The sequence below is a fragment of the Polaromonas sp. P1_G1 genome, assembly GCF_056405595.1.
Genome location: NZ_JBFUBU010000019.1, coordinates 54,024 through 79,734, shown reverse-complemented (window position 1 = coordinate 79,734; position 25,711 = coordinate 54,024). Strand labels below are relative to the sequence as shown.

Annotated in this window: 22 protein-coding genes; 11 read left to right on the top strand and 11 right to left on the bottom strand. The window is 65.4% G+C overall.

Annotation, left to right across the window (positions count from 1 at the left end):
- Window positions 1–5: 5 nt before the first annotated feature.
- Both AC1D1Y_RS11715 and AC1D1Y_RS11710 read right to left on the bottom strand, forming a co-directional pair.
- Complete coding sequence (locus tag AC1D1Y_RS11715; RefSeq protein WP_477682494.1) at window positions 6–1,100, bottom strand: DNA cytosine methyltransferase; 1,095 nt, start codon at window positions 1,098–1,100, stop codon at window positions 6–8.
- Between the two features lie 79 nt (window positions 1,101–1,179).
- Window positions 1,180–2,448 (bottom strand): MFS transporter, encoded by a 1,269-nt coding sequence (locus AC1D1Y_RS11710; protein WP_477682493.1) that lies wholly within the window; start codon window positions 2,446–2,448, stop codon window positions 1,180–1,182.
- 146 nt (window positions 2,449–2,594) lie between these two features.
- Between AC1D1Y_RS11710 and AC1D1Y_RS11705 the strand changes: the two genes are divergently transcribed.
- Entirely contained in the window at window positions 2,595–3,140 is a 546-nt protein-coding gene (locus AC1D1Y_RS11705) for a GNAT family N-acetyltransferase (RefSeq protein ID WP_477682492.1), read from the top strand.
- Between the two features lie 18 nt (window positions 3,141–3,158).
- Here AC1D1Y_RS11705 and AC1D1Y_RS11700 read toward each other — a convergent pair whose 3' ends face one another.
- From AC1D1Y_RS11700 to AC1D1Y_RS11690, 3 genes are all read right to left on the bottom strand, one after another.
- Window positions 3,159–3,956 (bottom strand): tetratricopeptide repeat protein, encoded by a 798-nt coding sequence (locus AC1D1Y_RS11700; protein ID WP_477682491.1) that lies wholly within the window; start codon window positions 3,954–3,956, stop codon window positions 3,159–3,161.
- Window positions 3,957–4,037: 81 nt separating this feature from the next.
- Window positions 4,038–5,381: a S41 family peptidase gene (locus AC1D1Y_RS11695; protein ID WP_477682490.1), complete on the bottom strand. Its 1,344-nt coding sequence runs from the start codon at window positions 5,379–5,381 to the stop codon at window positions 4,038–4,040.
- Window positions 5,378–6,568, bottom strand: coding sequence for an aminotransferase-like domain-containing protein (locus AC1D1Y_RS11690; RefSeq protein ID WP_477682532.1), 1,191 nt, complete (start codon window positions 6,566–6,568; stop codon window positions 5,378–5,380). Before AC1D1Y_RS11690 ends, AC1D1Y_RS11695 begins: the two co-directional genes overlap by 4 nt.
- A 142-nt stretch (window positions 6,569–6,710) precedes the next feature.
- On the opposite strand from AC1D1Y_RS11690, the gene AC1D1Y_RS11685 reads away from it, so the two are divergent.
- The 6 genes from AC1D1Y_RS11685 to AC1D1Y_RS11660 all read left to right on the top strand — a co-directional run bounded on the left by AC1D1Y_RS11685 (window position 6,711) and on the right by AC1D1Y_RS11660 (window position 11,097).
- Window positions 6,711–7,322, top strand: a complete 612-nt coding sequence (locus AC1D1Y_RS11685) for a TetR/AcrR family transcriptional regulator (RefSeq protein WP_477682489.1) — start codon at window positions 6,711–6,713, stop codon at window positions 7,320–7,322.
- A gap of 57 nt (window positions 7,323–7,379) precedes the next feature.
- Entirely contained in the window at window positions 7,380–7,907 is a 528-nt protein-coding gene (locus AC1D1Y_RS11680) for an SRPBCC family protein (protein ID WP_477677996.1), read from the top strand.
- A complete protein-coding gene (locus AC1D1Y_RS11675; RefSeq protein ID WP_477682488.1) occupies window positions 7,897–8,319 on the top strand; it encodes a PaaI family thioesterase in 423 nt (140 codons plus the stop codon). The genes AC1D1Y_RS11680 and AC1D1Y_RS11675 overlap by 11 nt, the downstream gene beginning before the upstream one ends.
- 139 nt (window positions 8,320–8,458) lie before the next feature.
- On the top strand, window positions 8,459–8,749 hold the full coding sequence (locus tag AC1D1Y_RS11670) for a helix-turn-helix domain-containing protein (protein ID WP_007873948.1): 291 nt from the start codon (window positions 8,459–8,461) through the stop codon (window positions 8,747–8,749).
- A gap of 51 nt (window positions 8,750–8,800) precedes the next feature.
- Window positions 8,801–10,120, top strand: coding sequence for a type II toxin-antitoxin system HipA family toxin (locus AC1D1Y_RS11665; protein WP_477682487.1), 1,320 nt, complete (start codon window positions 8,801–8,803; stop codon window positions 10,118–10,120).
- Complete coding sequence (locus AC1D1Y_RS11660; RefSeq protein ID WP_477682486.1) at window positions 10,120–11,097, top strand: AraC family transcriptional regulator; 978 nt, start codon at window positions 10,120–10,122, stop codon at window positions 11,095–11,097. Before AC1D1Y_RS11665 ends, AC1D1Y_RS11660 begins: the two co-directional genes overlap by 1 nt.
- Before the next feature lie 13 nt (window positions 11,098–11,110).
- Here the strand turns inward: AC1D1Y_RS11660 and AC1D1Y_RS11655 are convergent, their stop codons facing one another.
- Entirely contained in the window at window positions 11,111–12,103 is a 993-nt protein-coding gene (locus AC1D1Y_RS11655; protein ID WP_477682485.1) for a Bug family tripartite tricarboxylate transporter substrate binding protein, read from the bottom strand.
- Between the two features lie 36 nt (window positions 12,104–12,139).
- Window positions 12,140–13,549, bottom strand: a complete 1,410-nt coding sequence (locus AC1D1Y_RS11650) for a M20 family metallopeptidase (RefSeq protein ID WP_477682484.1) — start codon at window positions 13,547–13,549, stop codon at window positions 12,140–12,142.
- Between the two features lie 148 nt (window positions 13,550–13,697).
- Between AC1D1Y_RS11650 and AC1D1Y_RS11645 the strand changes: the two genes are divergently transcribed.
- Window positions 13,698–14,648: a LysR family transcriptional regulator gene (locus AC1D1Y_RS11645; protein ID WP_477682483.1), complete on the top strand. Its 951-nt coding sequence runs from the start codon at window positions 13,698–13,700 to the stop codon at window positions 14,646–14,648.
- Window positions 14,649–14,673: 25 nt separating this feature from the next.
- Here the strand turns inward: AC1D1Y_RS11645 and AC1D1Y_RS11640 are convergent, their stop codons facing one another.
- Window positions 14,674–16,317, bottom strand: coding sequence for an alkaline phosphatase family protein (locus AC1D1Y_RS11640; RefSeq protein WP_477682482.1), 1,644 nt, complete (start codon window positions 16,315–16,317; stop codon window positions 14,674–14,676).
- Window positions 16,318–16,543: 226 nt separating this feature from the next.
- On the opposite strand from AC1D1Y_RS11640, the gene AC1D1Y_RS11635 reads away from it, so the two are divergent.
- Window positions 16,544–17,563, top strand: a complete 1,020-nt coding sequence (locus tag AC1D1Y_RS11635) for a BLUF domain-containing protein (protein ID WP_477682481.1) — start codon at window positions 16,544–16,546, stop codon at window positions 17,561–17,563.
- A 56-nt stretch (window positions 17,564–17,619) separates the two neighbouring features.
- On the top strand, window positions 17,620–18,264 hold the full coding sequence (nth, locus tag AC1D1Y_RS11630) for an endonuclease III (protein ID WP_477682480.1): 645 nt from the start codon (window positions 17,620–17,622) through the stop codon (window positions 18,262–18,264).
- Between the two features lie 9 nt (window positions 18,265–18,273).
- Here the strand turns inward: nth and AC1D1Y_RS11625 are convergent, their stop codons facing one another.
- From AC1D1Y_RS11625 to AC1D1Y_RS11615, 3 genes are all read right to left on the bottom strand, one after another.
- Window positions 18,274–19,395, bottom strand: a complete 1,122-nt coding sequence (locus AC1D1Y_RS11625; RefSeq protein WP_477682479.1) for an ABC transporter substrate-binding protein — start codon at window positions 19,393–19,395, stop codon at window positions 18,274–18,276.
- Between the two features lie 90 nt (window positions 19,396–19,485).
- Window positions 19,486–20,463, bottom strand: coding sequence for a Bug family tripartite tricarboxylate transporter substrate binding protein (locus AC1D1Y_RS11620; RefSeq protein ID WP_477682478.1), 978 nt, complete (start codon window positions 20,461–20,463; stop codon window positions 19,486–19,488).
- A gap of 115 nt (window positions 20,464–20,578) precedes the next feature.
- Window positions 20,579–21,799 (bottom strand): pyridoxal-phosphate-dependent aminotransferase family protein, encoded by a 1,221-nt coding sequence (locus AC1D1Y_RS11615; RefSeq protein ID WP_477676612.1) that lies wholly within the window; start codon window positions 21,797–21,799, stop codon window positions 20,579–20,581.
- Between the two features lie 115 nt (window positions 21,800–21,914).
- Between AC1D1Y_RS11615 and AC1D1Y_RS11610 the strand changes: the two genes are divergently transcribed.
- Window positions 21,915–25,709 (top strand): FAD-linked oxidase C-terminal domain-containing protein, encoded by a 3,795-nt coding sequence (locus AC1D1Y_RS11610; protein WP_477682477.1) that lies wholly within the window; start codon window positions 21,915–21,917, stop codon window positions 25,707–25,709.
- The last annotated feature ends 2 nt before the right edge of the window (window positions 25,710–25,711 follow it).

Sequence of the window (25,711 nt, the reverse complement as noted above, 5' to 3'; positions counted from 1 at the left end):
AATCGCTAGGTGCGGCGCTTACCACCACGCCTAGGATAAAGCCCCTTCCCCGAAAACAGATGACGGAAAAGCACTTCCGCAAGCAGCGGGGGAACGGCGTTTCCAATTTGCGTAAATTTTGACTCCACGTCACCGGCGGGTTCGAAGCCGTCAGCGAATGTCTGTATGAGCGCGCACTCTCTCCAGGAAAGGCGACGAGCACTAGGCAGCTTTGGGCGCTCCGGATTGGCATCTAGATGCTCGTACTTCTTACTGAAATCCCAACGTTGCTTCCACCCATCCTGCAAGTCAGACCAAGTTAGCGTCATAACCGGGCTTGCGGGATGGAGCGTGACGTGTCTCCAGTTGGCCACTACGGTGTAAGCAGGGCTATCCCATTTGGCTTTTCGATTCCTTGACATGTAATACCAAGAAAAATGGCCTTCCGGGTCATGAGGGCGTTCGTAAAACTCGCCTTCTGGCCATGTTGGCAAACCCTGTATTGCATCTCCATGAGACATATATGGCAATAGGCCATCGCTCGCTTCTGTAACTTTTCCGTGAGTAAGAGGAGGGAACTCGAAACGCTGGTTCAAATCCTTCCGGACTCCAACAATAAATAGTCGTTTCCGAGATTGAGGAATGCCATAGTCTTGCGCATTCAGAATTTGATGGCTTACGAAGTACCCCTCCTTCAAATACGCATCAGTTTGCTCTTGCAGAAATGCGCCGCTTTTTAAATGCTTAAGTCCCGAGACATTTTCCGCAATAAAGTACGGCGGACGCACAGTCCGTATCACGCGTAAAAATTGCTTGTAGAGATTTGTCCGTTTGTCCTTTTCAGGCTCCCTATTTCCAGCCATAGAAAATGATTGGCACGGATATCCACCCACAACTACGTCAGCTTCAGGGAAATTTATAACGCTTGAAATATCTTTCGCTGAAATATCGCAATCGGGAAAGTACTTTTTAAGGGTCGCACACGCATCAGCATGAACATCGTTCGCAAAGACAATGTGCCCGCCAGCGGCCTCAATGCCGAAGTCCATTCCCCCGCAACCGGAGAACAACGAAAGCACACGAATTTTTGATCCGCTTCCTTTAAATAAATTTTCACTCACGCGAAACCCGATTACTCATTGATTGCTCTCAATATCACTCATAGCTCTGCATTCTAGATTGCACCGGAATATCAGAACATCAGTTGTTCGATATCTTTGTATCCCTCCGCCTCAACGCCCACCCAAAATAAGCCCCCTCCACCGCCATCACCCCGCCCCCCAGCGCCACCACTGCGCTGGTCCCTATGCGGTCAATCAAGGCCGCGGCCAGCACCACGCCTAGCGATTGGCCCAGGAACAGGAAAGACGCGAACAGCGAAACGGCGGTGCCGCGCGCCTCGGGTGCCATCTGGGTGGCGTTGGCCTGCATGACGTTGTGGAACATGAAAAAACCAAAACCACCGACCAGGCTGGCCGGGATGGCCGGGCCCCAGTGCGGGATGTAGGCAATCGCCAGCGCACTGATGCCGAGCAGCGCGCCGCCCAATAACACCAGGCCGTGCTGGCCCAGGCGGGGGATCAGCGCGCGGCCTGCGGCCATGTAGCCGACGCCGCCCAGGCCGAAGAGCGCGACGATGGCGCCTGAGACCGAGAGCGACAGACCCAGGGCATGGTGCAGGTGCGAGGCCCACATGGCCAGCACCCCAAAACCCATGGCGCCTTCGATCACGGCCAGCAGCAGGATGGTGCGCGACCAGGGGCGGCTGGCGATCAGCAAGGCCTGCTTGATGAAATGCGGGCGTACCACGGGTGCTTGCGGTGTTGGCATGGCCTCTGCCGCAGGTTGTGCTTTTTGCTGCCGGCGCAGATCGCCCCATAGCAGCGAGCCCACAGTGCCAAACAGCAGCACGAGGAAGGCAAACGCCCAGCGCCAGCCAAGCGCGTCGGTCAGCAGCCCACCCAGCAGCTGGCCGCAGACAATGCCCAGCGTGCTGCCCAGGCCGGTGCGTGTGAGCATCTCCTGCAGCTCATGGGGCGGCACGGCGTCGCCGACCCAGGCCATGGCGAGTGGGATCAGCGCTGCGGCCCCCAGAGCCATCATGATGCGGGCGAGCAGCAGCACGTCGAGGCTGGTGGCGAACACGGCCACCCCGCTGCCGACGCTGCAGCCCAGCGCGGCAAAGGTGACGATGCGGAACTTGCCCAGCCTGTCGCCCAGCGGTCCGTAAAACAATTGCGAGATGCCGTAGGTGACGGCAAACACCGAGACGACTTGCGCGGCCTGTGCGAGGCTGACGGCGAAGACGCGTGACAACTCGGGCAGCATGGCGTCGCAAATGCGCTGGGCCACCATGCTGGAGAAGGTGGCGCAAGACAGCAGCAGGATGGAGCGGCGGGTGGCGGGAGAGAGGGATGAACCAGGCGAAGTGGAAGAGCGGGTGGCGCCAGGCGCAGCGGCTGAAGTCATGAAGTGAAGGGGCCCGAATCTGGTTGCCGCAGGCAAGACACCCACGCTGTGTTTGATTGTAGGCAAACACCTGCGAAGCGTGCGGGCAAGGGGTATGTGTCGCCGCCCCTGTGCAAAATGGCAGGTCGACAAGCCCAGGAGACACCATGGACAGCGCAACAACACGCGCACCCCAAGCCGCGGTGGCCGAGCGCTTCAGCTTCCGGCCTTTGCAAACCACCGACCTGCCCCTGCTGCACAGCTGGCTGTCGCGCCCGCACTGGACCGAGTGGTGGGGGCCTGTGCCTACGCTCGCTGAGGTACAAGCCGAATACGGCGCCTGGATCAGCGACCCTACCCAGGTGCAGCCGCATATCGCGCTGCTGGACGGTGAGCCCTTCGGCTACATCCAGTCCTATATGGCCATGGGGTCAGGCGGCGGCTGGTGGGAGGCGGAGACCGACCCGGGCGTACGCGGCATAGACCAGTCGATTGCCGACGCCGCGCAGTTGGGCAAGGGCCTGGGCACGGCGATGGTGAAGGCCTGGGTGGCGAAGCTGTTTGCCGACCCGCGGGTCACCCGCATCCAGACCGACCCGGACCCGCGCAATGCGCGCGCGATCCGCTGTTATGAAAAAGCCGGGTTTCGCGCGGTGAGTGAAGTGTTGACGCCGGATGGGACGGCGTTGTTGATGGTGTGTGAAAGGCCGTAGGCGACCGGCACAGCTTCTTCAGGGCGTGGCGACGGCGGGCGCGCGCTGCGGCGCGGGGCGCTGGGTGCGGACGTAGTTCAATTCGTTCTGCGCGCGCCTGTCGTTCTTGTCAAGTTCCAGGCACTGCAGGTAGACTTTTTCGGCATCGTCCCAGCGGCCTTGCTCGACATAGACATAAGCGATGCCGCGCCAGGCGCGGGACAGCTCCTTGTTCTTGACCTCGGGCGGGGAAAACTCCTTGGCGGCGGCTTCGGCCTGCTCGAAAATTTTGAGGGCCTGGGGCCAGTTGCGCTGCCCGAGGTAGACGGTGCCGAACTCGCCCAGGTACTGGGAGTTCCGCGGCGCCAGGGCCAGGGCGGCCTCGAGCGCGCCGCGTGCTTCGGCCGGGCGTTTGAGTTCTATCAGTGCATAAGCCTTGAGGTACCAGGCGTCAGACCAGACCTGAGGCACGATGATCGCGCCCTGCTTGGGCTCTTCCTTGGAGTTGGCCGCCTGCAGCAGGTACATCAGCTTTTCCACCTGCCAGCGGCCGGTGTAGGGTTTCGCTTTCTGGTCCTTGTAGCGCAGCTCGTAGGCGGCGATGACTTTGTCGAAATGGTCGGCAATCGCGCGATCGGGCTGGCGAAGCTGCAGCAGCTGGGCGCCGGCCATCAGTTGCTGCTCCAGCGCGGCATCCTCAGGGTTGGCCGCCGCGGCTGCTTGTGGGGGTGCACCTGCTGCTGCGGACTGGCTGAATGCGGGAGAAGCGGCAAAGAGTGAGAAAGCCAGCGCCGTTGCCGCCAGCCAGGTCGTTTGCTGTTTGAGGATTTCGCGCATTGTGGGCATCCAGGTTAGGGGCACAAAAAGAAAACTACGAGCAATCACGACAAGCGAACGGCGGGCTGCTTTGCCGGCACGCTAGCGCCGCAGGCGGTCCTTGATCTGTCCATACACCGGGTCTTGCAGCCAGGCGGCGGTGCTTTTGGGAAAGGGCCTGATGCCGCCCGGGTTGGGCAACACGACGTCGGGGCCGGCGTTGCCGGGTGTCAGGATCTTGCCCGACGGCAGACCGAGCATGCCGATCTCATAACGGACACCGGCCATGCCGCTTGCTTCATCCACGGCTTCCAGCACGTCGATGCCGAAACCGGATGCGTCGGGCGGCTGCCCCACCAGCTGCGCGCCATTGAATTCACGCAAGGCGCCGGCCAGCCAGGCGGCGCCACCACCGGTTTCACCGTCGACCAGCACCAGCCATTTCCCGGGCACCAGCCATTCACGCAGTTCGAGCATGCCGGTGGTGTTCAGGCCTTTGATGCGGTTCACGCTGTCGGTGGCGGAAAAAGGCTGGGCCAGTGTGCTGCCGGGGCGGTAGTGCACGGGCTGCCAGGCGCCCGCCCCGCCATGCTTGCCGAGCAAGGCCAGCGTCCACTGGACAACATCCATCCTGCCGCCGGGGTTGCCGCGCAGGTCCAGCACACGAACGCCGCTGTCGTCGGCGGGCTCCACGCGCAAGCCTTCCAGGAGGCGGGCCGGCGTGTCTTCAAAAAAAGCGGCAAGGCGGATGTAGAGGTGGCCAGGCGCCCACCCCACCACCACGGTTTTGTCGTACACCGAAGGGGCGCGGGCAATGCTGCGGGTTTGCGGCGGCTCGCCGGGGCGCTGCGAGACCAGTTGCAGGGGGGCCGCCGTGGAGTGGTACAACAGCTCAAAAAATTCGGCGCCGCCCATGTCCACAAGCGGCAGGCCGTCGAGGTTCACCAGCACGTCGCCGGCTTGCAGGCCGGCTACCGCCGCGGGGCTGCCGGCCACGGTGTCGCGCACCACCCACCGGCCGTTGACGCTGACCGCGACCAGGCCTGGATCGAAACGGCCGCCTTTGCGCCAGCGGTCAAATTCCGCCGGTGTGTAATAGCGGCCGCGCGGGCCCATGAGGCTCATCACGCGGCGCTTGCATCGCAGGGCCAGCCTGTCGGCCTCGGCCTGCGGCAACTGGTGCCACTCGGCGACCAGCAGGCCCAGGGCACGCCCCGCCTGCTCCGGGTCATTGGGCGCGGCAGCGAGTTCGGGTGGCGCTGTCTTTTGGGCGCAGGCTTCGTACAGCTGCGCATAGCTGTGCACTGCGAGCGCCTGGCTATGCATGGCCTGCATCAGGTAAGTCACCTCCAGCGCATTGCGTTTGGCGGGCTGGGCCTGCGCGGGCGCAGCCGCCAGCAGCGCCAAGGCAGCCAGCAGGCCGGCAGCCTGCAACCGGCGTATCACAAGGCCTTGCCCAGCCGCCCCACACCCTCTTCAATCTTCGCCACATCGGCCGTGGCAAAGCTCAGGCGCAAGGTGGCAAGGTCGGGGTTGGCCGCATAGAACGGCGCGCCGGGCACAAAGGCGACGAGCTGCTCGATCGCTTTTTTGGCGAACTCGCCGGCGTCCTGGCTTTTGCCGTTGGCGCCGGTGAGGCGGGCCCAGAAGAACAGGCCGCCTTGCGGCTGGGTGAATTCAATCGCGTCGCCGAGTTCGCGTTTGAGGGCATTGCCCATGGCGGTGGCGCGCTCGCCGTAGACCTTGCGCACGCGCTTGAGGGTCTCGGGCATGCGGCCGGCTTTGAGGTACTGGGCGGCGGTGGCCTGAGCGAAGGTAGAGGTGTGGGCGTCGCTGAACTGTTTGCACATGGTGGCCTTGGCCAGCAGTTCGGCGGGGGCGACCATCCAGCCCACGCGCAGGCCGGGGCTCAGCACCTTGCTGAGGGAGCCGCAGTGGGCGAGCAGTTCGCGGCTGCCAGGCACGCTGGCGCTGAGGGCCAGCAGCGAGGGCGGCGGCGCTTCGCCGAAAAACAGGTCACCGTAGGGATCGTCCTCGACGATGAGGGTCTGGTGCTTGACGGCCATCTCCAGCACCTTCTTGCGGTGCTCCAGGCTCAGCAGCGCGCCGCTGGGGTTGCCGAAGGTGGGGATCAGGTAGACGAACTTGGGTTTGTGCTGGGCGATGAGCTGCTCAAGCTCGTCGGTCTTGACGCCGTGGGCGTCGATAGGCGCGCTGATGAGTTCTGCGCCGTAGAGGCGGAAGCACTGGATGGTGGCGAGGAAGGTGGGGCCTTCGACGATGACCTTGTCGCCGGGGGAGATCATGGTCTTGCCGAGCAGGTCGAGCGCCTGCTGGCTGCCGGTGGTAACGATGAGGTTGTCGGGGGCGACGTCTTTGGCGCCCTTGGTGGCCATGAAGGCGCTGAGCTGTTCGCGCAGCGGGCCGTAGCCTTCGGTGGCGCCGTATTGCAGCGCGCCGCCGGGTTCTTCAGTGAGGGCCTTGTTGCTGGCTTCCTGGATGCCGGCCACGTCGAACATGGCGGGGTCGGGGAAGCCGCCGGCAAAGCTGACGATGCCGGGCTTGCCCAGCAGTTTGAACAATTCGCGGATGGCGGAGGTTTCAACGTTGTTGAGGCGGTCGGCAAAGTGCAGGGGCATGTTCGGTTTCTCGCTTTCTGGGCTGCATTGTCGCCAATTTGGGCGGGGGTTGTGCGCTACTTGGCGGCTTGGAGGCGCCTGGAGGACGTCTTTTGGGGTGGTTGACAGAGTATTAGTCTAGAGTAATACTCCATTCATGAGCGCCGCCGACAACCCATCCACCACCTCACCTTCCACGCCTGCCCCGACCCGTGATCGCCTGCTGGAGGCCGCCACCAAAGTGTTCCTGGCCCAGGGCTTCACAGCCGCCTCGATGGACATGGTGCGCCAGGAGGCGGGCGTGAGCAACGGCAGCCTGTACCACCACTTCCCGACCAAGGCGCTGCTGGCCGACGCGCTGTATGCGCACACGCTGCGCGACTTCCATGCGGCGCTGGCGGCGCCGATTGCCGGCAAGGCCTCGGCGCAGGCCGGGGTCAAGGGCCTGCTGCGCGCCTATATCCAGTGGGTGGTGCAACACCCAGAGCAGGCGCGGCTGTTGCACGCGCTGCGGCGCGGCGGCGGCGTGACGGACGGCGCGGAGATCAATGCGGCCAATGAGCACGCTTATGGCGCGCTGAAGGCCTGGATGGAGCAGCGCATGGAAGCCGGCGAGATGCGGGCCATGCCTTTTCACCTGTGGATGGCGCTGCTGTTTTCGCCGGCGATGTCGCTCACGCAGCGCTGGGCCAGCCAGCCGGCGCCGGCCGTCGCACCCAAGGTGCGTGCCGCGCTGGAGCACGCCGCCTGGATGGCCGTGGCGCCCTGAAGCCTTCATCTTCTTCACCCTCTTCACCCTCTTCACCTTCAACCAAGGAGTCCCTGTATGAAAGTTGTCAACGTTCATCAACGCCTTTTGCATGCAAGCCCGGAACGGGTGGGTGCGCTGCTTGATTCACTGGGCTCGCCGGCCGATGCGCTGTGGCCGGGACGGGCCTGGCCGCGCATGAAGTTCGACAGGCCGCTGGCTGTGGGCGCGGTCGGCGGCCATGGGCCGATTCGTTATACGGTGGAAGCGTATGTGCCGGGCCAGTCGGTGCGCTTTCGCCTAACGGCGCCTGCGGGATTCGAGGGCTGGCACGGCTTTGAAGTGCTGGACGCCACGCCCGCGCATTGCGTGCTGGAGCACCGCATCGAGATGCAGGCGCGCGGCCCCGCCCTGCTCTACTGGCCGCTGGTGATAGCGCCGCTGCACGACGTCTGCGTGGAAGACGTGCTGTCGCAGGCGCAGCTCTCGCTGGGCCTGGAGCCCCGGCCCGTGCCCTGGACGGCGCGCGTGCGCCTGCTGCGCCGGCTGGCTTCGGGCGGCAGGCGGCCGGCGCCGCCGTTCGCGCGGGGGCAGCATGCCCGCTGACACGCTCGTGGATTTGTTGCCCTTCGGCCGCGAGGTGCTGGCAAAGCAGCCTTTCAGCGCTCTGCTCGAGGCGCGGCTCGATGCCTTTGCCCCCGGCGGCGCGGAACTCTCGGTGCTTGTTGTGCCCAGCCTGCTGCAGCAGCATGGCTTTGTGCATGGGGGCGTGTTGTCTTACCTGGCGGACAACGCGCTGACGTTCGCAGGCGGATCGGTACTCGGCGATTCGGTGACGGCCGAGTTCAAGATCAATTACCTGCGGCCGGCCAAAGATGCCGAACGCCTGCTGGCCGTGGCCACGGTGGTGGGCAGCGGCAAGACACAGGCCGTGTGCCGCTGCGACATCTTTGTGCTGCGCGGGGAAGAGCGCACCTTATGCGCCGCGGCGCAGGGCACGATTCGTAAAGCGGGCTAGGGACTGTCAAGAGGCCAGGCCTCGCAAAACGCGGTACCGGTGGGACAGTACAAATCGGCCGTTTGATCGCCCTTGAACGATATATTGACAATATTGTATAAAAACGATATTGTGCAAATATCACTCAAAGGTGGTATCAATGAGCACGCTTCAAACCTTTCCCGTTCAGACATCGGCACAGCTGTCAGTGCATTTGAAATCGCTGCGAAAAGCACGCGGACTGACGCAGACCGCGTTGGGTCAGCGCATAGGCGTCAAGCAGGTCCGCATGGCCGATATTGAAAAAAATCCCGGCGCGGTGAGTCTCGATCAGCTGCTTCAGGTGTTGCACGCGCTGGATGCACGAGTGCTGCTGGCGGACTTGCGACGGTATGCCGAGACCGACGCACCACCCGCCCCCACCGCGAACAGCCCCACGGCCGATTGGTAGCCGGGGAAGCGCTTGAGAAAATCATGACGAGACAATTTCAAAAGGTGGCCCATGGCATTCGCCGATCTTGATGTGTGGATGAACGGCCAGCACGTGGGTCTGTGGTTCTGGACGCGCACCGGCACCCCGGGCTTTCGCTACGACGAAAGCTGGCTGCGCTCGCCCCAGGCGCGTCCGTTGTCGGTATCGCTCCCCATGCCGGCCGGCGGCGGCGACGTGATGGGCGCCAAGGTCGAGCATTACTTCGACAACCTGCTGCCCGACAGCGGCCGCATCCGCGAACGGCTGCGGCGGCGCTTCGGGACCTCTTCCATTCGCGCGGCCGACCTGCTGGCCGCCGTGGGCCGTGATTGCGTGGGCGCGCTTCAGTTGATGCCGCAAGGCCTGCAGCCACCGCCGCACGACCGCATCGACAGCACGCCGCTGAGCGACAACCAGGTGGAGACGCTGCTGGGCGAGGTAACCGGGGACGGCGCGGAAGGCGCCTCGCTGGCGGATGACTTCCGGATCTCGATTGCCGGTGCGCAGGAAAAAACAGCACTGCTGCGCATAGGCCGGCGTTGGCACCTGCCATCGGGCTCTACGCCTACCACGCACATCTTCAAGCTGCCCTTGGGCCTGGTGGGCAATATGCGTGCCGACATGACGGACTCGGTGGAAAACGAATGGCTCTGCGCCACCTTGCTGGCTGCATTGGGGTTTGAGGTCGCGCCGACAGAGATGGGCCGCTTCGGCAACCGAAAAGTGCTGATCGTGGAGCGCTTCGACAGGCGATGGATGGACGGCGGCGCATGGATCGCGCGCCTGCCGCAGGAGGATTTCTGCCAGGCCACCGGGACGCCCGGCGACCTCAAGTATGAAAGCGACGGCGGCCCCGGCATACGCGCGGGCCTGGACTTGCTGCGGGGAGGCAGCAATGCCGGTGCCGATCTTTTGCATTTCGCGCAGGTCCAGCTGGCCTTCTGGATCATGGGGGCCACCGACGGCCATGCTAAAAACTTCTCCATCTTCCTGGAGCGCGGCGGCAGCTTTCGCATGACGCCGCTGTACGACGTGCTGTCGGCCTGGCCCATCATCGGCAACGGGCCCAACCAGGTCAGCCCGCGCCGCGCCAAATTGGCCATGGCCTTGCGCAACAAGAATACGCACTACCACCTGCACGAAATCCGCACCCGCCACTGGGAGGAGCTGGCGCGGCAAAGCGGCGTGCCCGGCGCCTTCGACCAGATGGTGGCGCTGGTGCTGCAAGTGCCGCACGCGCTGGAACGTGTGGCCGAACAGCTACCGCCGGACTTTCCCGAACCGGTGTTTTCCGCCATACGCCGCGGCATGCTGGCGCAGGCTGAAAAGTTTGTGGCCGAACTGCCATGATGGAGACCGCTCCCCTGCAGGCGGCGCGCCAGGCCTACATTGCCCGCATCAACCGCGTGGTGGACCACATCAGTGCCAACCTGGCCGGCACGCTGGATTTGCAGGCCCTGGCCGACGTGGCTTACTTCTCGCCCTGGCACTTTCACCGCGTGTTTCAGGCAGTAACGGGCGAAACCCTGGCCGACTGCGTACGCCGGCTGCGGCTGGAGGCCGCGGCCCAGCGCCTGATTTTTACGCCGCAGACCGCGCTGCAAATCGCGCTCGACACGGGCTTTGCTTCTGCGGAAGTCTTCAGCCGTGCCTTTCGCACCCACTTCGGCACGACGCCCACAGCGTGGCGGCGCGGGGGCTGGCGCGAGTGGGCGACGCGCCGGCAGATTGAACTTAGCAAGATTCATCAAGGCAATCACAAGCCGAATCAAGACTCCATCATGGCGTTGTTTAAAGATAGAACCCTCTGGCCCACCGGGCCGGTACCTTCATCCGAAAGAACTCTTGCCATGCACATTGAACTCAAAACCCTTCCCCCCATGCGCCTGGCTTATATGCGCAACACCGGGCCGTACGGCGACCAAGTGGCGCAGCTGTGGCAGCGCTTTGTTGCCTGGTGCGGCCAGCACGGTTACATGAACCCGCGCCCCAAGATGTACGGCATCAGCCAGGACAACCCCGAGATCACACCGGCCGACAAGTGCCGCTACGACGCCTGCATTGAGGTGGACGAAACTTTCAAACCGCAAGGCGAGATAGGCGTGCAAAACTTTGGCGGCGGGCGCTATGCCTGCGGCCGCTTCACCGGCAAGCCGGGCAACGCCGTGCACGAAGCCTGGACGCACATGTTCGCCGAGTGGCTGCCGCAAAGCGGCTACCAGCCGGACAACAAACCGGCGCTGGAACTGTACGAAGAAGACTTTGTGATGGATCCGAAAACAGGAAACTTCAGCTGCTGGCTGTGTGTGCCGGTCAAGACGCTATAAAACCTGCGCCGCTTTAATCAAGGCGAATGCCGGCGCGGGCAACCGTCGCGCGGTAGCGTGTGATCTCCGAATCCATCACATCACGCAGCGCCTGCGGCCCCAGGAAGGCCGGCTCCAGGGACTGCTGCTGCAGCTTCTTGCCGACTGCGGGCTCGGCGATGATGGCCGTCAACGCTTGCAGCAGCTGGTCGCGCACGGCAGGCGAAATGCCCGCCGGCGCGGCGACCGCATACCAGCCGTCCAGCAGCGCCGGCGATAGCTGCAGCTCGCCGTAAGCGGGCACGCCGGGAATCTGGGCGGAGCGCTTTTCGCTGATGACCGCGAGGGCGCGCAGCTTGCCGGACTGCACCAGGGGATTCACGGCCGCCAGGGTGTCTATGCCCATGCTCACGTCCGCGCGCACCACGCCAATGTCGGCCTCGGCGCTGCCCTTATAGGGAATGGCGGAGAACTTCACGCCGGCGGCATTGGCCAGCATCTCGCCGGCCAGGTGCGGCGCCGAGCCGGCGCCGAAGGTGGCGTAGGTCACGGCGCCCGGCTCGGCCTTGGCTTTGGCCAGCACGTCCTTGAGGGTTTTGTAGGGTCCGGTGGCCGAGGTCACCAGAACCAGCGGCGTGCGCGCGACCATGGCGATGGGCGAGAGCTGCTTGAAGGGGTCGTAGCCCAGCTTGCTGCGCACCGCGGGGTTGACGGTGTAGCTGGTGGAGCCCGAGAACAGCAGCGTGTAGCCGTCGGGCTCGGCCGCGATCACCATGCCCACGCCAATGGCCGTGGCGGCACCGGGCTTGTTGTCGATGACCACCGGCTGGCCCAGGCGGGCGCTGAGCCGCTCGCCGATGATGCGGGCCGCGACGTCGGTGCCGCCGCCCGGCGGAAAGGGAACCACCATCCGTATCGGCTTGACGGGCCAGGCCTGCGCTTGCGCCAGGCCCGGAAGCGCGAAGGTGAAGCAGGCGGCGGCTATCAAGACCGCGTGAAGCAGCGAGCGGCATGAATCGGAAGGCATGGGCATCTCCGGTGGGGTGGCAATCACAAGACAAACTCAGGCGGCTGCCGGCGCGGCATGCCAGGGCAGCCCGGCGGGCTCACCCAGGTCCCAGTAGAGGCCGGCCATGATGCGCAGGCCCTCGCGGGCCACGGGCGCCAGCAGGTGTTCGTCGGGCGCGTGCTGCGCGCAGGCCGGGTAGGAGTGCGGCACCCATAGCGTGGGCAGGCCCAGCAGGTCGGCGAACACGTCGTTGGGCAAGGAGCCGGCCAGGTTGGGCAGCGTGACGACCGGCTTGCCGCTGCTCAGCGTGATGGAGCGCTGCGCCCAGCCCACCCAGGGGTGGTCCAGGTCCAGGCGCGTGGCCGCGCCGGTGAGCGTGATCTCGATCTCGACGCGGTTGAAACCGTAGCGGTCCAGGTGCTTGCGCAGGATGCCCGCGAGGTCCTGGTAGGGCGTGCCGACCACAAAGCGCAGCTGGCAATGGGCCACGGCCTCGGCGGGAATCGCGTTGACGGGACGCTGCGGCGAGCCGGCGCCCAGCGCCAGCACTTCGATCGTGTTCCAGCCCATCAGGCGTTCGGCCGCGCTGAGGCCGGGCTCGCCCCAGCCGGCGTCGGGCAGCGGGTCGTCCGCACCGCCGCCTATGGCCACACCGACCAGCGCGCGGCGCACCGACGGGGGCAGCACGCGCGGCTTGAGGGCCGCCACCTGGATGCGCCCGCGCGCATCGACCAGCGAGGCCACGGCGCCGGCCAGCACGCTGGCCGGGTTGAGCAAGGCGCCGCCCCAGTTGCCCGAGTGGTAGGCCTTGTCGCGGGCGCGCAGGCGCAGGCTGAAATTGACCGCGCCGCGCGAACCCAGGAACAGCGTGGGTTTGTCGGCATGCACGCGCGGGCCGTCGCAGGCGATCAGCAGGTCGGCCTTGAGCTGCGCGCGCTGGCTTTCGCAAAAGGCGTGCAGGCCGGGCGAGGCGGCTTCCTCGCCCATCTCAAGCAGCAGCGTGGCGTTGTAGCCGAGGCGGCCGCCGCGCGCCTTGATCACGCTGGCCAGCGCGCCGAGGTTGACGGTGTGCTGGCCCTTGTTGTCGGCGGTGCCGCGGCCGTACCAGCGCTCGCCTTCACGCACCAGTTCCCAGGGCTGCAGCCCTTCGCGCCAGCGCCCTTCCTGGCCGCTGACCACGTCGCCGTGGCCGTAGGTCAGCACGGTGGGCAGCGCCGCATCTTCCACGCGCCGCGCGACCAGGAAAGGGCCGGCGCCCTCGACCGGATTGGGCATGACGCTGCAGGAAAAGCCGAGCGCGCGCAACGAGTCGGTCATCTCGCCGCGCAGGTAGTCGGCCAGCGCGGGGTTGGGTTTGCCGCTGTCGCTTTCGGTGCGCAGCGCGACGCGCCTTTGCAGGACGTCGAAAAAATGGCCGTCGTCAAACCAGGCCGCGGCGGCATCAAGGCAGTCGGATCTCAGCATATTTCACCGTGTTATGGAAGCCGCGCGGCGTGGGAGCGCGGCATGCAACCAAATGTAGGAAGAATCGGGGCTTACTACAATGAGAGATATCGCAACAAACCATTGCCTTTTCGGCAAACCATGGCTTTCACCTGCCAGGCGCCTTCGCATGAAAACCTCTTTTTTCAGCACGCAGATCCGCTACTTCCTCGAGGTGGCCCGCACCGGTTCGGTCAGCCAGGCCGCGGCGCAGTTGCACGTGGCGGCTTCGGCCGTAAGCCGCCAGGTCGGCAAGCTGGAAGACCAGCTGGGCTGCGCGCTGTTCGAGCGCAGGGCGCGCGGCATGGTGCCCACAGACGCGGGCGAACGCCTGATGGCCTATGTGCGTGCGGGCAGCGACGACGCCGAACGCGTAATGGAGCAGGTGCGCGGCCTGGCGGGCTTCAGCGCACGGCGCGTGCGCGTGGCCTGCACCGAGGGCTTCGCGACAGGTTTCATGCCGGAAGTCATGACCGGCTTTCGCCTCAGCCACCCCGAAGCACTGATCGAGCTGAGCGTGGGCTCGCCCGAAGCGGTGAGCCGACTGCTGCTGCAGGGCGAGACCGACGTGGCGCTCAAGTACAGCGTGGCGCCGGAAAAAGGCGTGACGGTGCGGCATGCGGCCACCGCGCCCATCTACGCCCTGATGCTGCCCACGCACCCGCTGGCGCGGGCCCGCGTGGTGACGGCGGCGGATGTCGTGAAATACCCGCTGGGCATCAGCGCCAAGGGCATGACGGGCCGCCAGCTCTTCGACATGGTGGCCAGCATCCAGGGCCTGGAGTACCAAACCTCGGTGGTCAGCAATTTTTCGTCGGCCCTGCTGCCCAGCGTGCGCAGCGGCGACATCATGCTGTCGGGCTACCTGACGGCCGCGCACCTGATACGCCAGGGCCAACTGGTCGCCGTGCCCTTTGCCGAGCCGCAACTGAGCCAGCGCGTGCTGCAGGTGCTGTCGCTGCACGGCCAGACGCTGGCGCCGCTGGTGCTGGACTTCACGACGCAGTTGATCGCCGCCATACGCCAGTCGGGCGACGGCATGGCGCCGGCGCGCAAGCGTGCCGCGAAAAAGAGCGGCTGAGCGCGCTACCCTTTAAAAGCGGTTTTTACAAACCTGGCAGCGGCAGCAACTTGCCCTCGGCCGATGAGGGCGGCGCGATGCGCAGCACGCGCGACAGCGTGGGTGCGATGTCCACCACTTCCACACGCGCGTCAGTGCGGCCGGGCTTGACCCAGGCGGGGCCGTAGACCAGGATGGGCACCTGGGTGTCATAGGGATGGGGCGAGCCGTGCGTGGCAACCGTGTTGCCGAACATCCAGCCCGGCCTGGGCGAATACTGCACCTCGCCCGAAACATCGGGGTGCCAGGATTTGCGGATCTGTTCGAAGAACGGCGCACCGGCGCGGCTTCCGCTTAGCAGCTCGCGCCGGGTATAGGCCGCGGCGAAGCCGGGCTCGGCCATCAGCAGCGCGCGGGTTTCCTCGGCCACGGCATCGGCATCGGCCCGCTTTTGCGCGATGAGCTGTTTGTTGAGCAGCACGCTGGAGCCCGAGAAGCCCGCGGCCCATGTGCCTTCGCCGAAACGTTTTTCCAGCCCGGCGTTGACGCGCGCCAGCACCTGGCTGCCATTGATGCGGCCGGACTCACGGCCCTGGCTGGCGTTGTATTCGGGCGCTGGCATGAAGCCGTGGTCGGCGGTGAGCACGGCAATGTAGTTGTCCTTGCCGATGCGCGCGTCCAGGTCCTGGAAGAAAGCCTGCAGCAAGCGGTCCAGCTGCAGAAAATGGTCGTGCGAGAGGCGCGACTCTGCGCTGAAGGCGTGGTTCACGTAGTCGTGGCCCGAGAGGCTGACCGAGAGGATGTCGGGGATGTCGTCCTGGCCGAGCTGCTCGCCGGCGATGGCGGCGCGCGCGAAGTCCAGCGACATGGCATCAACAAACGGGCCGCGCAGCAGCGAGTTGTAAAAGCGCGGGCCGGGCGCCGCGTCTTCCTTCGCGCCGAACATGGCCGGCAGGCCGCCGCCCGCGGGGCCGTACCAGGGCTGCTGGTCGGGCAGCGAGCGCGCGTAGGCGGCTTCGGGCAGCAAGGCTTTCCATTCAGTCTTGAAGTAGCGGTCGGCGGGCTTGGCGGCATTGTAGCTGTCGACCCAGGCCGGATGCGCGGCCATGTAGTGGGTGCTGGAGGCGAACTGCCCTGTCGCGCCCATATACATATAGGCGATGCCGGTCTTGCCGGCCGGCAGGATGGCGCCGCGGTCCTTGCCCGAGATGCCGATGACCTTGGAGCGGCTGTCGACACGGCGCAGCACGTCGCCGACGGTTTCGGCCTTGAGGTTTTTCGGGCTGGTGCCGTCGAGCGCGTTGGTCTTGTGACCGATATAAGTGGCCGAAGTGTCGCCGGTGCAGTACACAGGCTCGGCCGTGAGCGGGTCGCGCCAGTCGTTGCCGATGATGCCGGTGCGCTGCGGGTAGGCGCCGGTCAGCATGGTGGCATGGCCGGCCGCGGTGACAGTGAATGCATGGCCGTAGTGCGCGTTGGCGAACCAGGCGCCGCGGTCCAGGAAGCGCGCGAAGCCGTCGGGCGCGAGCTGGTCGCGGTAGTCCAGCACCTGGCGTTGCGGCAGGCCGTCGACGACCAGGAACACCACCAGTTTGGGGCGCGGCGCGTTGCCGGGTGCGGCGGCGCAGCTGACAAGCAATGTGGCGGCCAGCGAGGCGGCCAGCAGGCGTAAAAGAGTGTGAGCTTTCATGGCTGCGATGCTAAAGCAGTTCAGGCCACATCGCCCTCCGTAATGACCCGCGCCGGTTGCATCCATGGGTGTATCTCCCAGCGGCGCCGCATCATGCACGCAAGGTCAGCGCCGAGTTGCAAGAAAATGTTGCAGCCCTGTTGGCGCGGCATTTTTGCCACTATTCACCTGCACCCTTTAGGGGCGGGGATTGACGCGGATTTTGCTTATGGGGCAGGATGGCCTCATGGTGAACAGCATCGCGCCCTATGCGGCGAGTCCTGGACAAGCGGAAGTCGAGCGTGTGGTGACAGCCAGCATCTGCCACATGAAGGAAGGCATCTACGCGCAGATGGAGGACATCCGCGCGCACTCGCTGCGCCACAACGCCGTGGACGGCATCCATGCGATCCTGCAGTACCAGAGCGGCTGGTTCATCCATTGGATGGAAGGCCCGTCGACGGCGCTGCGGGTCCTGCTGCAGCGCGTGGCCGAGGACCCGCGCCACCACTCGCCGCATACCCTGCACCTCAGTCGGGGCCGTCGCATCCTTCCTACGCCCTGGTCCATGGTGATGTCGCAGGCCACCGAGTCGGCCGTGCAGTTCGGCCGCCGCGTGGTGGCGCTGCGCGAGCAGTTCGAAAAAGGCGTGCAGTACGGGCCCTCCTCCGTGCTGCGGCGCCTGTCGGCGCCCATGCAGTTGCCGCAGGCACAAGGCTTGGCCGACCCCGAAGCTTTTCACCGGGTCGGCATTTGCGCGGCCGGCGGCAACGAGGCCTTCGCCATGGTCGGCTGGCTGGCGCAGCGCACCGGCGGGACCGTGGCCAAGCGGCGCTTCGCGGGCGAACAGGACATGGACGGCAGCAGCGAATACGTGGAATTCATGGAAAGCGGCCATCCCTGCCGCATGATCGCGGTGGCGCGCAACGGCCTGACCCACGGGCTGCGCCGCGCCTTCCTGCCGGACTGGCCGCATTTTGTGATGCTGTTCAGCGGCGCCCCCAAATTCGACGACGCGCTGATGGGCCGCATGGCCGCGGCCTGCGAGGACCTGCCGGCCACGCCGCTCTTGCTGGGCATCGCCCCGAATGCCGAAACCCACGAGCGCATGCAGGCCGCGGCCCAGGCAGCGCACCTGGCCTACCTGGCTGCCGGCACCGCCAGGCCCGATGACTGCAATGCCATCTGGCAGGCGGTGCAGGCGCGGCTCCAGCGCGCCGGCGAGCCGCCGAGTTCGGTGTGGGACGTGCCGCGCATGGCGGCCTGAGCCGCTGCCCACGGCCCCGGCGGCGCCGGCCGGCATGCACCGATACACTGCGGTGCATGAAAAAAGAAGACATCGCCCCGTTCTTTGCCACCCTCAAGGCCGCCAACCCGATGCCGGTAACGGAGCTTGAATACACCAGCGTGTTCGAACTGCTGGCCGCCGTGCTGCTGAGCGCGCAGGCGACCGACGTGGGCGTGAACAAGGCCACGCGCAAGCTCTACCCGGTGGCGAACACACCGCAGGCCATCCTCGACCTGGGGCTTGAGGGGCTGGAGTCTTACATCCGCACTATAGGGCTGTACCGCACCAAGGCCAAAAACCTGCTGGCGACCTGCGAGATATTGGTGAAGCAGCACGGCGGCCAGGTGCCGCGCACGCGCGAGGCGCTGGAGGCCCTGCCCGGCGTGGGCCGCAAGACGGCCAACGTGGTGCTGAACTCGGCCTTCGGCGAGGCGGTGATGGCGGTAGATACGCACATCTTCCGCGTGAGCAACCGCACCGGTCTGGCGCCCGGCAAAAACCCGCTGGAAGTCGAGATGAACCTGCTCAAGCGCGTGCCCACCGACTACCTGGTGGACGCGCACCACTGGCTGATCCTGCACGGGCGCTATGTGTGCATCGCGCGCAAGCCGCTGTGCTGGCAATGCGCAGTGGCGCCCTGGTGCGATTACGAACCGAAGACGCCGCCGCCTTCGGTTTGAAGAAGGCCCTTATCGCGCGAAGGTGCCGTCCGCCCGGATCATCGTCAAGTTGACGAATCGTGAGCCCAGGTTGCTCTGCTTGCTGTAAGTCACCGCGAAGCCGCCCAGGTCTTCGTTGGTGAAGGATTCCAGCGTGCTGATGAGCTTGGCGCGTGTGACGGGCACCGGCGTTTTCTGCAGCGCGCGCACCACCAGCTTGGCGTTGAGAAAACCCTCCATGCTGTTGTAGCTGAACTTCTTGTCGGCAGTTCCCGAGATCACGGTCTGGTATTCCTTCACGGCGGCGTTGCCAAGTTCTGTGAAGGGGTAAGGCACGACCTGGGAGGCGATGGTGCCGGCGGCAAACTCCTTGAGTTCGGCATGCAGGCCGGAGGACACGCTGAGCACCATGAACTGCGCACTCGCGCCCTTGGCCTTGTAAGCCCTGATGAAAGCGGCATTCGGTTTGGCCTGGGCGATCAGGATCACGGCCTGCGGCTGGGCGGCGGCGATCAGGTCCACCGCCTTGGCCACGTCCACCGTGCCGCGCGGCACGGGTGCCACGGCGACGGGCGCGGCATTGCGCTTTTGCATGGCGGCATTGAGGGCCTCCAGGCCTTCCTTGCCGAAGGCGTCGTCCTGGTAGGCGACGGCGATCTTGTTGATGCCTATGGTCCAGGCGTGGTTGACGGCGGCCTCGATCTCATCGGTGGTGCTGGCGCGCACATGGAACAGGTTGGGCACAAAAGGGTCGCGCAACGACTTGGCGCCGCTGGTGTTGCCGATCTGGGCGATGCCGGCGCCCTGGACGATGGGCACGATTTTCAACATGTTGGCGGTGCCGCGAAAACCCACCAGAGCCACCGCGTTCTGCTCGATCAGCGCCTTGGTGTTGTCGGCGGTCTTGTCGGGGTTGAAGCCGTCGTCCAGGCTGACGAGCTTGATCTTCTCGCCGCGTATGCCGCCCTTTTTGTTGACGTCGTCAAAGTAGGCGTTCATGCCGCGCACGTAGTCGGTGGTGAGCGCGGCGCTGGTGCCGGAGAGGTCGCCCGAGTGGCCCAGGATGATGTCGGCCGAGGCGCCCACGCTGGCGGCGCACAGGAAAAAACCGGCCAGCAGACGGCCGGCCCTTGAAAAATTCACAACTGTCATGAAACGATCCCTACCCTTGTTGTTGAAAAAACTAGTTTGTTGTCAATAAAAAAACCGGCCCGAGGCCGGTTCCATCCCAAGGACGCAGTATCAAGCGTCAACCTTGACCTTGGCTTGCTCCGCCACCTGCGCCCACTTCTTCTGCTCCATCTTGATGAAGGCCGCGAATTTTTCGGTGCTGCCGCCACCGTCTTCGGCGCCGTACTGGTCCATTTTTTCCTGCACGTCGGGCATGGCCAGCACCTTATTGACGTCCTCGTTCATGCGCTGCACCATGGCCGGCGGCATTTTGGAGGGGCCCATGAGGCCGTACCACACCGTCGCCTCGAAGCCCGGAAAGCCCGACTCGGCCATGGTGGGCACGTTGGGGTGGCCCTTGGCGCGCTTCAGGCGCGTCTGCGCCAGCGCGATGGCCTTGCCGCTCTTGACGTGGGGCGTGGCCGAGGTCATGGTCTCGAAGCAGTAGTTGACCTGCCCGCCGATCAGGTCGACCAGGGCCGGGCCGGAGCCGCGGTAAGGAATGTGCAGCGCGAAGATCTTCGCCTGCAGCTTGAACATCTCGAGCGCAAAGTGCTGGGCCGAGCCGCCACCGGCCGAGGCGAAGCTGATCTGCCCCGGTTTGGCCTTGCACAGCGCGACAAGGTCCTTGACCGTCTTGGCGGGCTGGTCGGCGTTGCAGATCAGCATGTTGGGCGTGACGCCGACCATGCTGATGGGCACATAGTCGCGCTCGGGGTTGTAGCCCAGCTTGATGCCAAGAGCCGGCGCCAGCGCGTGGCTGTTGATGTGGGCCATGAGCAGGGTGTTGCCGTCGCCGGGCTGCTTGGCCACGTAGTCGGCCGCGATGACACCGGCGGCGCCGCCCTTGTTTTCAATCACCACCGAGATGTTCCACATGGTGGAGAGCTTCTGGCCGACCACTCGCGCCAGCGCGTCGGTGCCGCCGCCGGGCGGAAACCCCACAACGATGCGGACCGGCCCGGACGGCAGGGTTTGCGCCCTGAGCATGGGCGATGCCACCATGGCGGCCGTGGCCGCCGTCGCGCTGATAAAGGTTCTGCGTTGCATGGTTTCCCTTCCTGATCGGTAATGTAAAAAGCTCGGTGACAGTCTGGCGGGTTAACGTGACGTAAATATTGGCGTTGTAAACAAGCGTCCTTTTCAGGCTTTTGTCAGATCCGCCTCAAGCCGCCTTGCGCTGCGGCACCACGGCCGCATGGCTGGAAAAATGCTCCATGGCGGCTTGCACGCCAGAACCCGCGAGTTTGACACCCGCAAGTTTCAGGCCCATTTCACAGCCGCTCAGCGCGGCCATCAGCGTAAGGTCGTTGCAGTCGCCGAGGTGGCCGATGCGGAACATCTTGCCCTTGACCTTGCCGAGGCCGGTGCCGAGCGAGCAGTCAAAGCGTTCGTAAATGATTTTGCGTACCGCGTCGGCGTCCACGCCCTCAGGCGTCATCACGCCGGTCAGCACCGGCGAATAGACGGACGGGTCGGCGCACTGGATCTGCAGGCCCCAAGCCTTGACCGCCGCGCGCACGCCGACGGCCCAGCGCTGGTGCCGCGCGAAGACCGTTTCCAGGCCGTGCTCGAGCAGCATGTCGCAGGCTTCGCTGAGCGCGTACAGCAGGTTGGTGTTGGGGGTGGACGGCCAGTAGCCGGTCTTGTTCATCTCGATGATCTCGTCCCAGGCCCAGAAGGCCTTGGGCAGCGTGGCCTTCTTGCTGGCCTCGACGGCCTTGGCGGAGACGGCATTGAAGCTGATGCCGGGCGGCAGCATCAGGCCTTTTTGTGAGCCGCTGATGCTGACGTCGACGCCCCACTCGTCATGGCGGTAGTCGGCGGAGGCGAGGCCGGAAATTGTGTCGACCAGCAGCAGCGCCGGGTGTCTGGCGGCGTCCATGGCCTTGCGCACGGCGGCGATGTTGCTGGTGACGCCGGTGGAGGTTTCGTTGTGCACCACGCAGACGGCCTTGATGCTGTGCTGGGTGTCGGCCTTCAGGCGCTCCTCGATCAGCGCGGCCTGCACGCCGTGGCGCCAGACGTCGGCGCCGGGATAGCTGATGACTTCGGTCTTCAGGCCCAGGCGCGCGGCCAGCTTTTGCCACAGCGCGGCGAAATGGCCGGTTTCGTACATCAGCACGTGGTCGCCGGGGTTCAGGGTGTTGGACAGGGCCGCTTCCCAGGCGCCGGTGCCGGAGGCCGGGTAAATGATGACGGGCTGTTTGGTCTGGAAGATCTTCTTGATGTCTGCCAGCACTTTCAGCCCCAGTGCGGCGAATTCAGGGCCCCGGTGGTCTATGGTGGGCAGGCTCATGGCCCGCAGGATGCGGTCCGGCACCGGCGAGGGGCCGGGAATCTGCAAGAAATGACGTCCCGTGGGGTGAAAGTCAAGCGTCAACATGGCGGTCTGCTCCTGAAGTAAGCCCCTATTTTTTGCATACAAAATTCATTTGTCAAGTCACCATAAGACTACAAATTGATTTGACAGGGGTATTTTTTGCATACAAAATTTCCACATGGTTGCTGAAATCATCCCCATCCCGCGTGCGGCACTGCACGAACAGGTCGCGCACCGGCTGCGCCAGATGCTGGTGGAAAACCGTATCCTGCCGGGCGCCAAGCTCAATGAGCGCGAACTCAGCGAGGTGCTCAACGTCTCGCGCACGCCGCTGCGCGAGGCCATCAAGATGCTGGCCGCCGAAGGCCTGGTGGAGCTGCTGCCGAACCGCGGCGCGATCGCGGTGGAGCTGACGGAAGCCGACGTGCTCAACACCTTCGAGGTGATGGCCGGGCTGGAAGCCCAGTCGGGCGAACTGGCGGCCGAACGCATCACCGCGGCCGAGCTGGCCGAGATCAAGGCCATGCATTTCGAAATGCTGGCCGCCTACACGCGCCGCGACCTGCCCAATTACTACCGGCTCAACGCCGCGATCCACAACGCCATCAACGCAGCGGCCAAGAACCCGGTGCTGGCCAGCACCTACGCGCAGGTCAATGCGCGCCTGCAGGCACTGCGCTTTCGCTCCAACCAGGACGAGGAAAAATGGAAAGCGGCCGTGAAAGAACACGAGCAGATGATTGAGGCCCTGGAGGCGCGCGACGCGGCGGCCATGCGCCGCGTTCTGCTGGACCACCTGGCCAACAAGCGCGATCCTCCCCACAGCCCCCACACAGAAAAAAGGCGAAACGCCGCGATGAACGCCCCCCTCCCCCTCAAGATCGGCCGCGAGGCCGCGGCCCAGGCATATGACGACGTGGCCCGCGTCAGCAATGAGGTCGCCGGCCGGCTGGCCGCGCGCCTGGCCGCCGAAACCCAGGGCGAGGTGCTGTTCTCGCCGGCGGACCGGGGCCGCTACGCCACCGACGCGTCCATCTACCAGATGACGCCGGTGGGCGTGTTCGTGCCGCGCACCGATGACGACGTGAAAACCGCGCTGGACATCTGCCGCGACCTGCAGGTGCCCATCGTCCCGCGCGGCGGCGGCACCAGCCAGTGCGGGCAGACCGTGGGCGCGGGCCTGGTCATAGACCATGCCAAACACCTGCGAAACATCCTGGACGTGGACCTGGGCGAGCGCACGGCCGAAGTCCAGCCCGGCATCGTGCTGGACCACCTGAACGCCTCGCTCAAGCAGCACGGCCTGTGGTACCCGGTGGACGTGTCGACCAGCGCGCAGGCCACGCTGGGCGGCATGGCGGGCAACAACTCCTGCGGCAGCCGCAGCATCGCCTACGGCAACATGGTGCACAACGTGCTGGGTGCGACCGCCTGGTGCTCCGACGGCAGCCTGCTGGAACTGGGGCGCTACGACAAGGCAGGCGGTGCGGCGCGCGAGCTGGGCGATTACGTCAAGGCGCTGTCCGACCAGCTGCGGCCCGAGCTCGAAGCGCACTGGCCCAAGGTACTGCGCCGGGTGGCCGGCTACAACCTGGACATCTTCAACAACCAGAACGAGAAGCCCTACACACAAGACGGCTCGGTCAACCTGGCCCACCTGCTGGTGGGCAGCGAAGGCACGCTGGCGCTGACGAAGTCCTTGACACTGCGGCTGGCCGAGCTGCCGCGCACCAAGGTGCTGGGCGTGGTGAACTTCCCGACCTTCTACAAGGCGATGGACACGGCCCAGCACATCGTGCAGCTGGGCGGCGACGGCACGCTGAGCGCGGTCGAGCTGGTGGACCGCACCATGATCGAACTCTCGCTGCAGAACCCGGCCTTTGCGCCCACGGTGCGCACCGCCCTCATCGGCCGGCCCGACGCGATTTTGCTGGTGGAGTTTTCGGGCAAGTCCAAGTCCGAACTGGTGCCCAAGATGCGCCAGCTGGTCGAGTTGATGGGCGACCTGGGCCTGCCCGGCTCGGTGGTCGAGATGATCGAGGACGCGCCGCAGAAGAACCTCTGGGAAGTGCGCAAGGCGGGCCTGAACATCATGATGAGCCTCAAGGGCGACGGCAAGCCGGTCAGCTTCATCGAGGACTGCGCCGTGCCGCTGGAGCACCTGGCCGAATACACCGACGCACTGACGCAGGTCTTCCGCAAATACGGCAGCAAGGGCACCTGGTACGCCCACGCCTCGGTCGGCACGCTGCACGTGCGGCCCATCCTGGACATGCGGCGCGAAGGCGGCACCAAGATGCGCGCGATCGCCGAAGAGGCCTCGGCCCTGGTGCGCCACTACAAGGGTGCCTACAGCGGCGAGCACGGTGACGGCCTGTGCCGCGGCGAGTGGATCGAATGGCAGTTCGGGACCAAGATCAACGACGCTTTTGCGCAGATCAAGAACTACCTGGACCCGCTGAACCTGCTGAGCCCGAATCGCATCATCAACCCGCCGAAGATGGACGACGCCCGGCTGATGCGTTTCCCGCCCAGCTACAAGGTCATCCCGATCAAGACCGCACTCGACTGGAGCGCCTGGAACGTGCAGAACGACCCGGTGACCGAGCAGACCAGCGAGCCGGGAACGGGCGGCGACCCGGCCCAGGGTTTTGCCAAGGCCGTGGAGATGTGCAACAACAACGGCCACTGCAGAAAGTTCGATGCCGGCACCATGTGCCCCAGCTACCGCGCCACACGCGACGAAAAACATCTGACGCGGGGGCGCGCCAACACGCTGCGCCTGGCGCTGTCGGGCCAGCTGGATGGCTTGAAAGCAGAAGACGCTTTCACCAGCGAAGCCGTGCAGGAAGCCATGGACCTGTGCGTGGGCTGCAAGGGCTGCAAGCGCGACTGCCCCACCGGCGTGGACATGGCCAAGATGAAGGTGGAGTTTTTGCACCACTACAAAGCCAGGCACGGCTACACGCTGAAAGACCGGCTGGTCGCCCACCTGCCCGACTACGCGCACTGGGCCAGCCGCTTCGCGCCGCTGCTCAACCTGCGCGACAAGGTGCCCGGCCTGGCCGCGTTGAGCGAAAAACTGCTGGGTCTCTCAGCGCGCCGCACCTTGCCGCAGTGGAGCGGCAACACCTTCTGGAAGCGCCTGGACGCCTCGGGTGAGGCCGACGCGGCGCCGCACGGCCGCATCCACACCGCCAGCCGCGAAGAAGTGCTGGCCGCCACGCGGCCCGTGGTGCTGTTCGTGGACACCTTCAACGGCTATTTCGAATCCGGGAACGCGCTGGCCGCGCTCAAGGTGCTGCAGGCCGCCGGCTACACGGTGCATGTGGCCGCCAAGACCACGCCCGACGGCAAAAGCCTGTGCTGCGGCCGCACCTACCTGGCCAGCGGCATGGTGGACAGGGCCAAGGCCAAGGCGCGCGAGGTGGTGGGAGCCCTGCTACCCTTCGCCGAACGGGGCATCGCCATCGTCGGCCTCGAGCCTTCCTGCCTGCTGACGCTGCGCGACGAGATGCTGGTGATGGGCCTGGGCGAGGCGGCGCAGGCCATCAGCCGCCATGCACTGCTGCTGGAAGAGTTTTTGGCGCGCGAGGCGGCCGACGGCAAGCTCGAGATGCTCAAGGGCCGGCTCAAGCCTTCAGCCCAGCCTATTCTGTTGCACGGCCACTGCCACCAGAAAGCCTTCGGCGCGGTGAGCCCCATTCTGGACGTGCTCAAGCTGATTCCGGGCGCCAAGCCTGAGCTGATCGAATCCAGCTGCTGCGGCATGGCCGGCAGCTTCGGCTATGAAGCGGGGCATTATGAGGTGTCGATGCAGATGGCCGAGCTGAGCCTGCTGCCGGCGGTGCGCAAGCAGCCCGACGCAATCGTGGTGGCCGACGGCACCAGTTGCCGCCACCAGATCAAGGACGGCGCGCAGCGCGAGGCGATCCACGTGGCGGTGCTGCTGGCGCGGCAGTTGCAGGGCTGAGA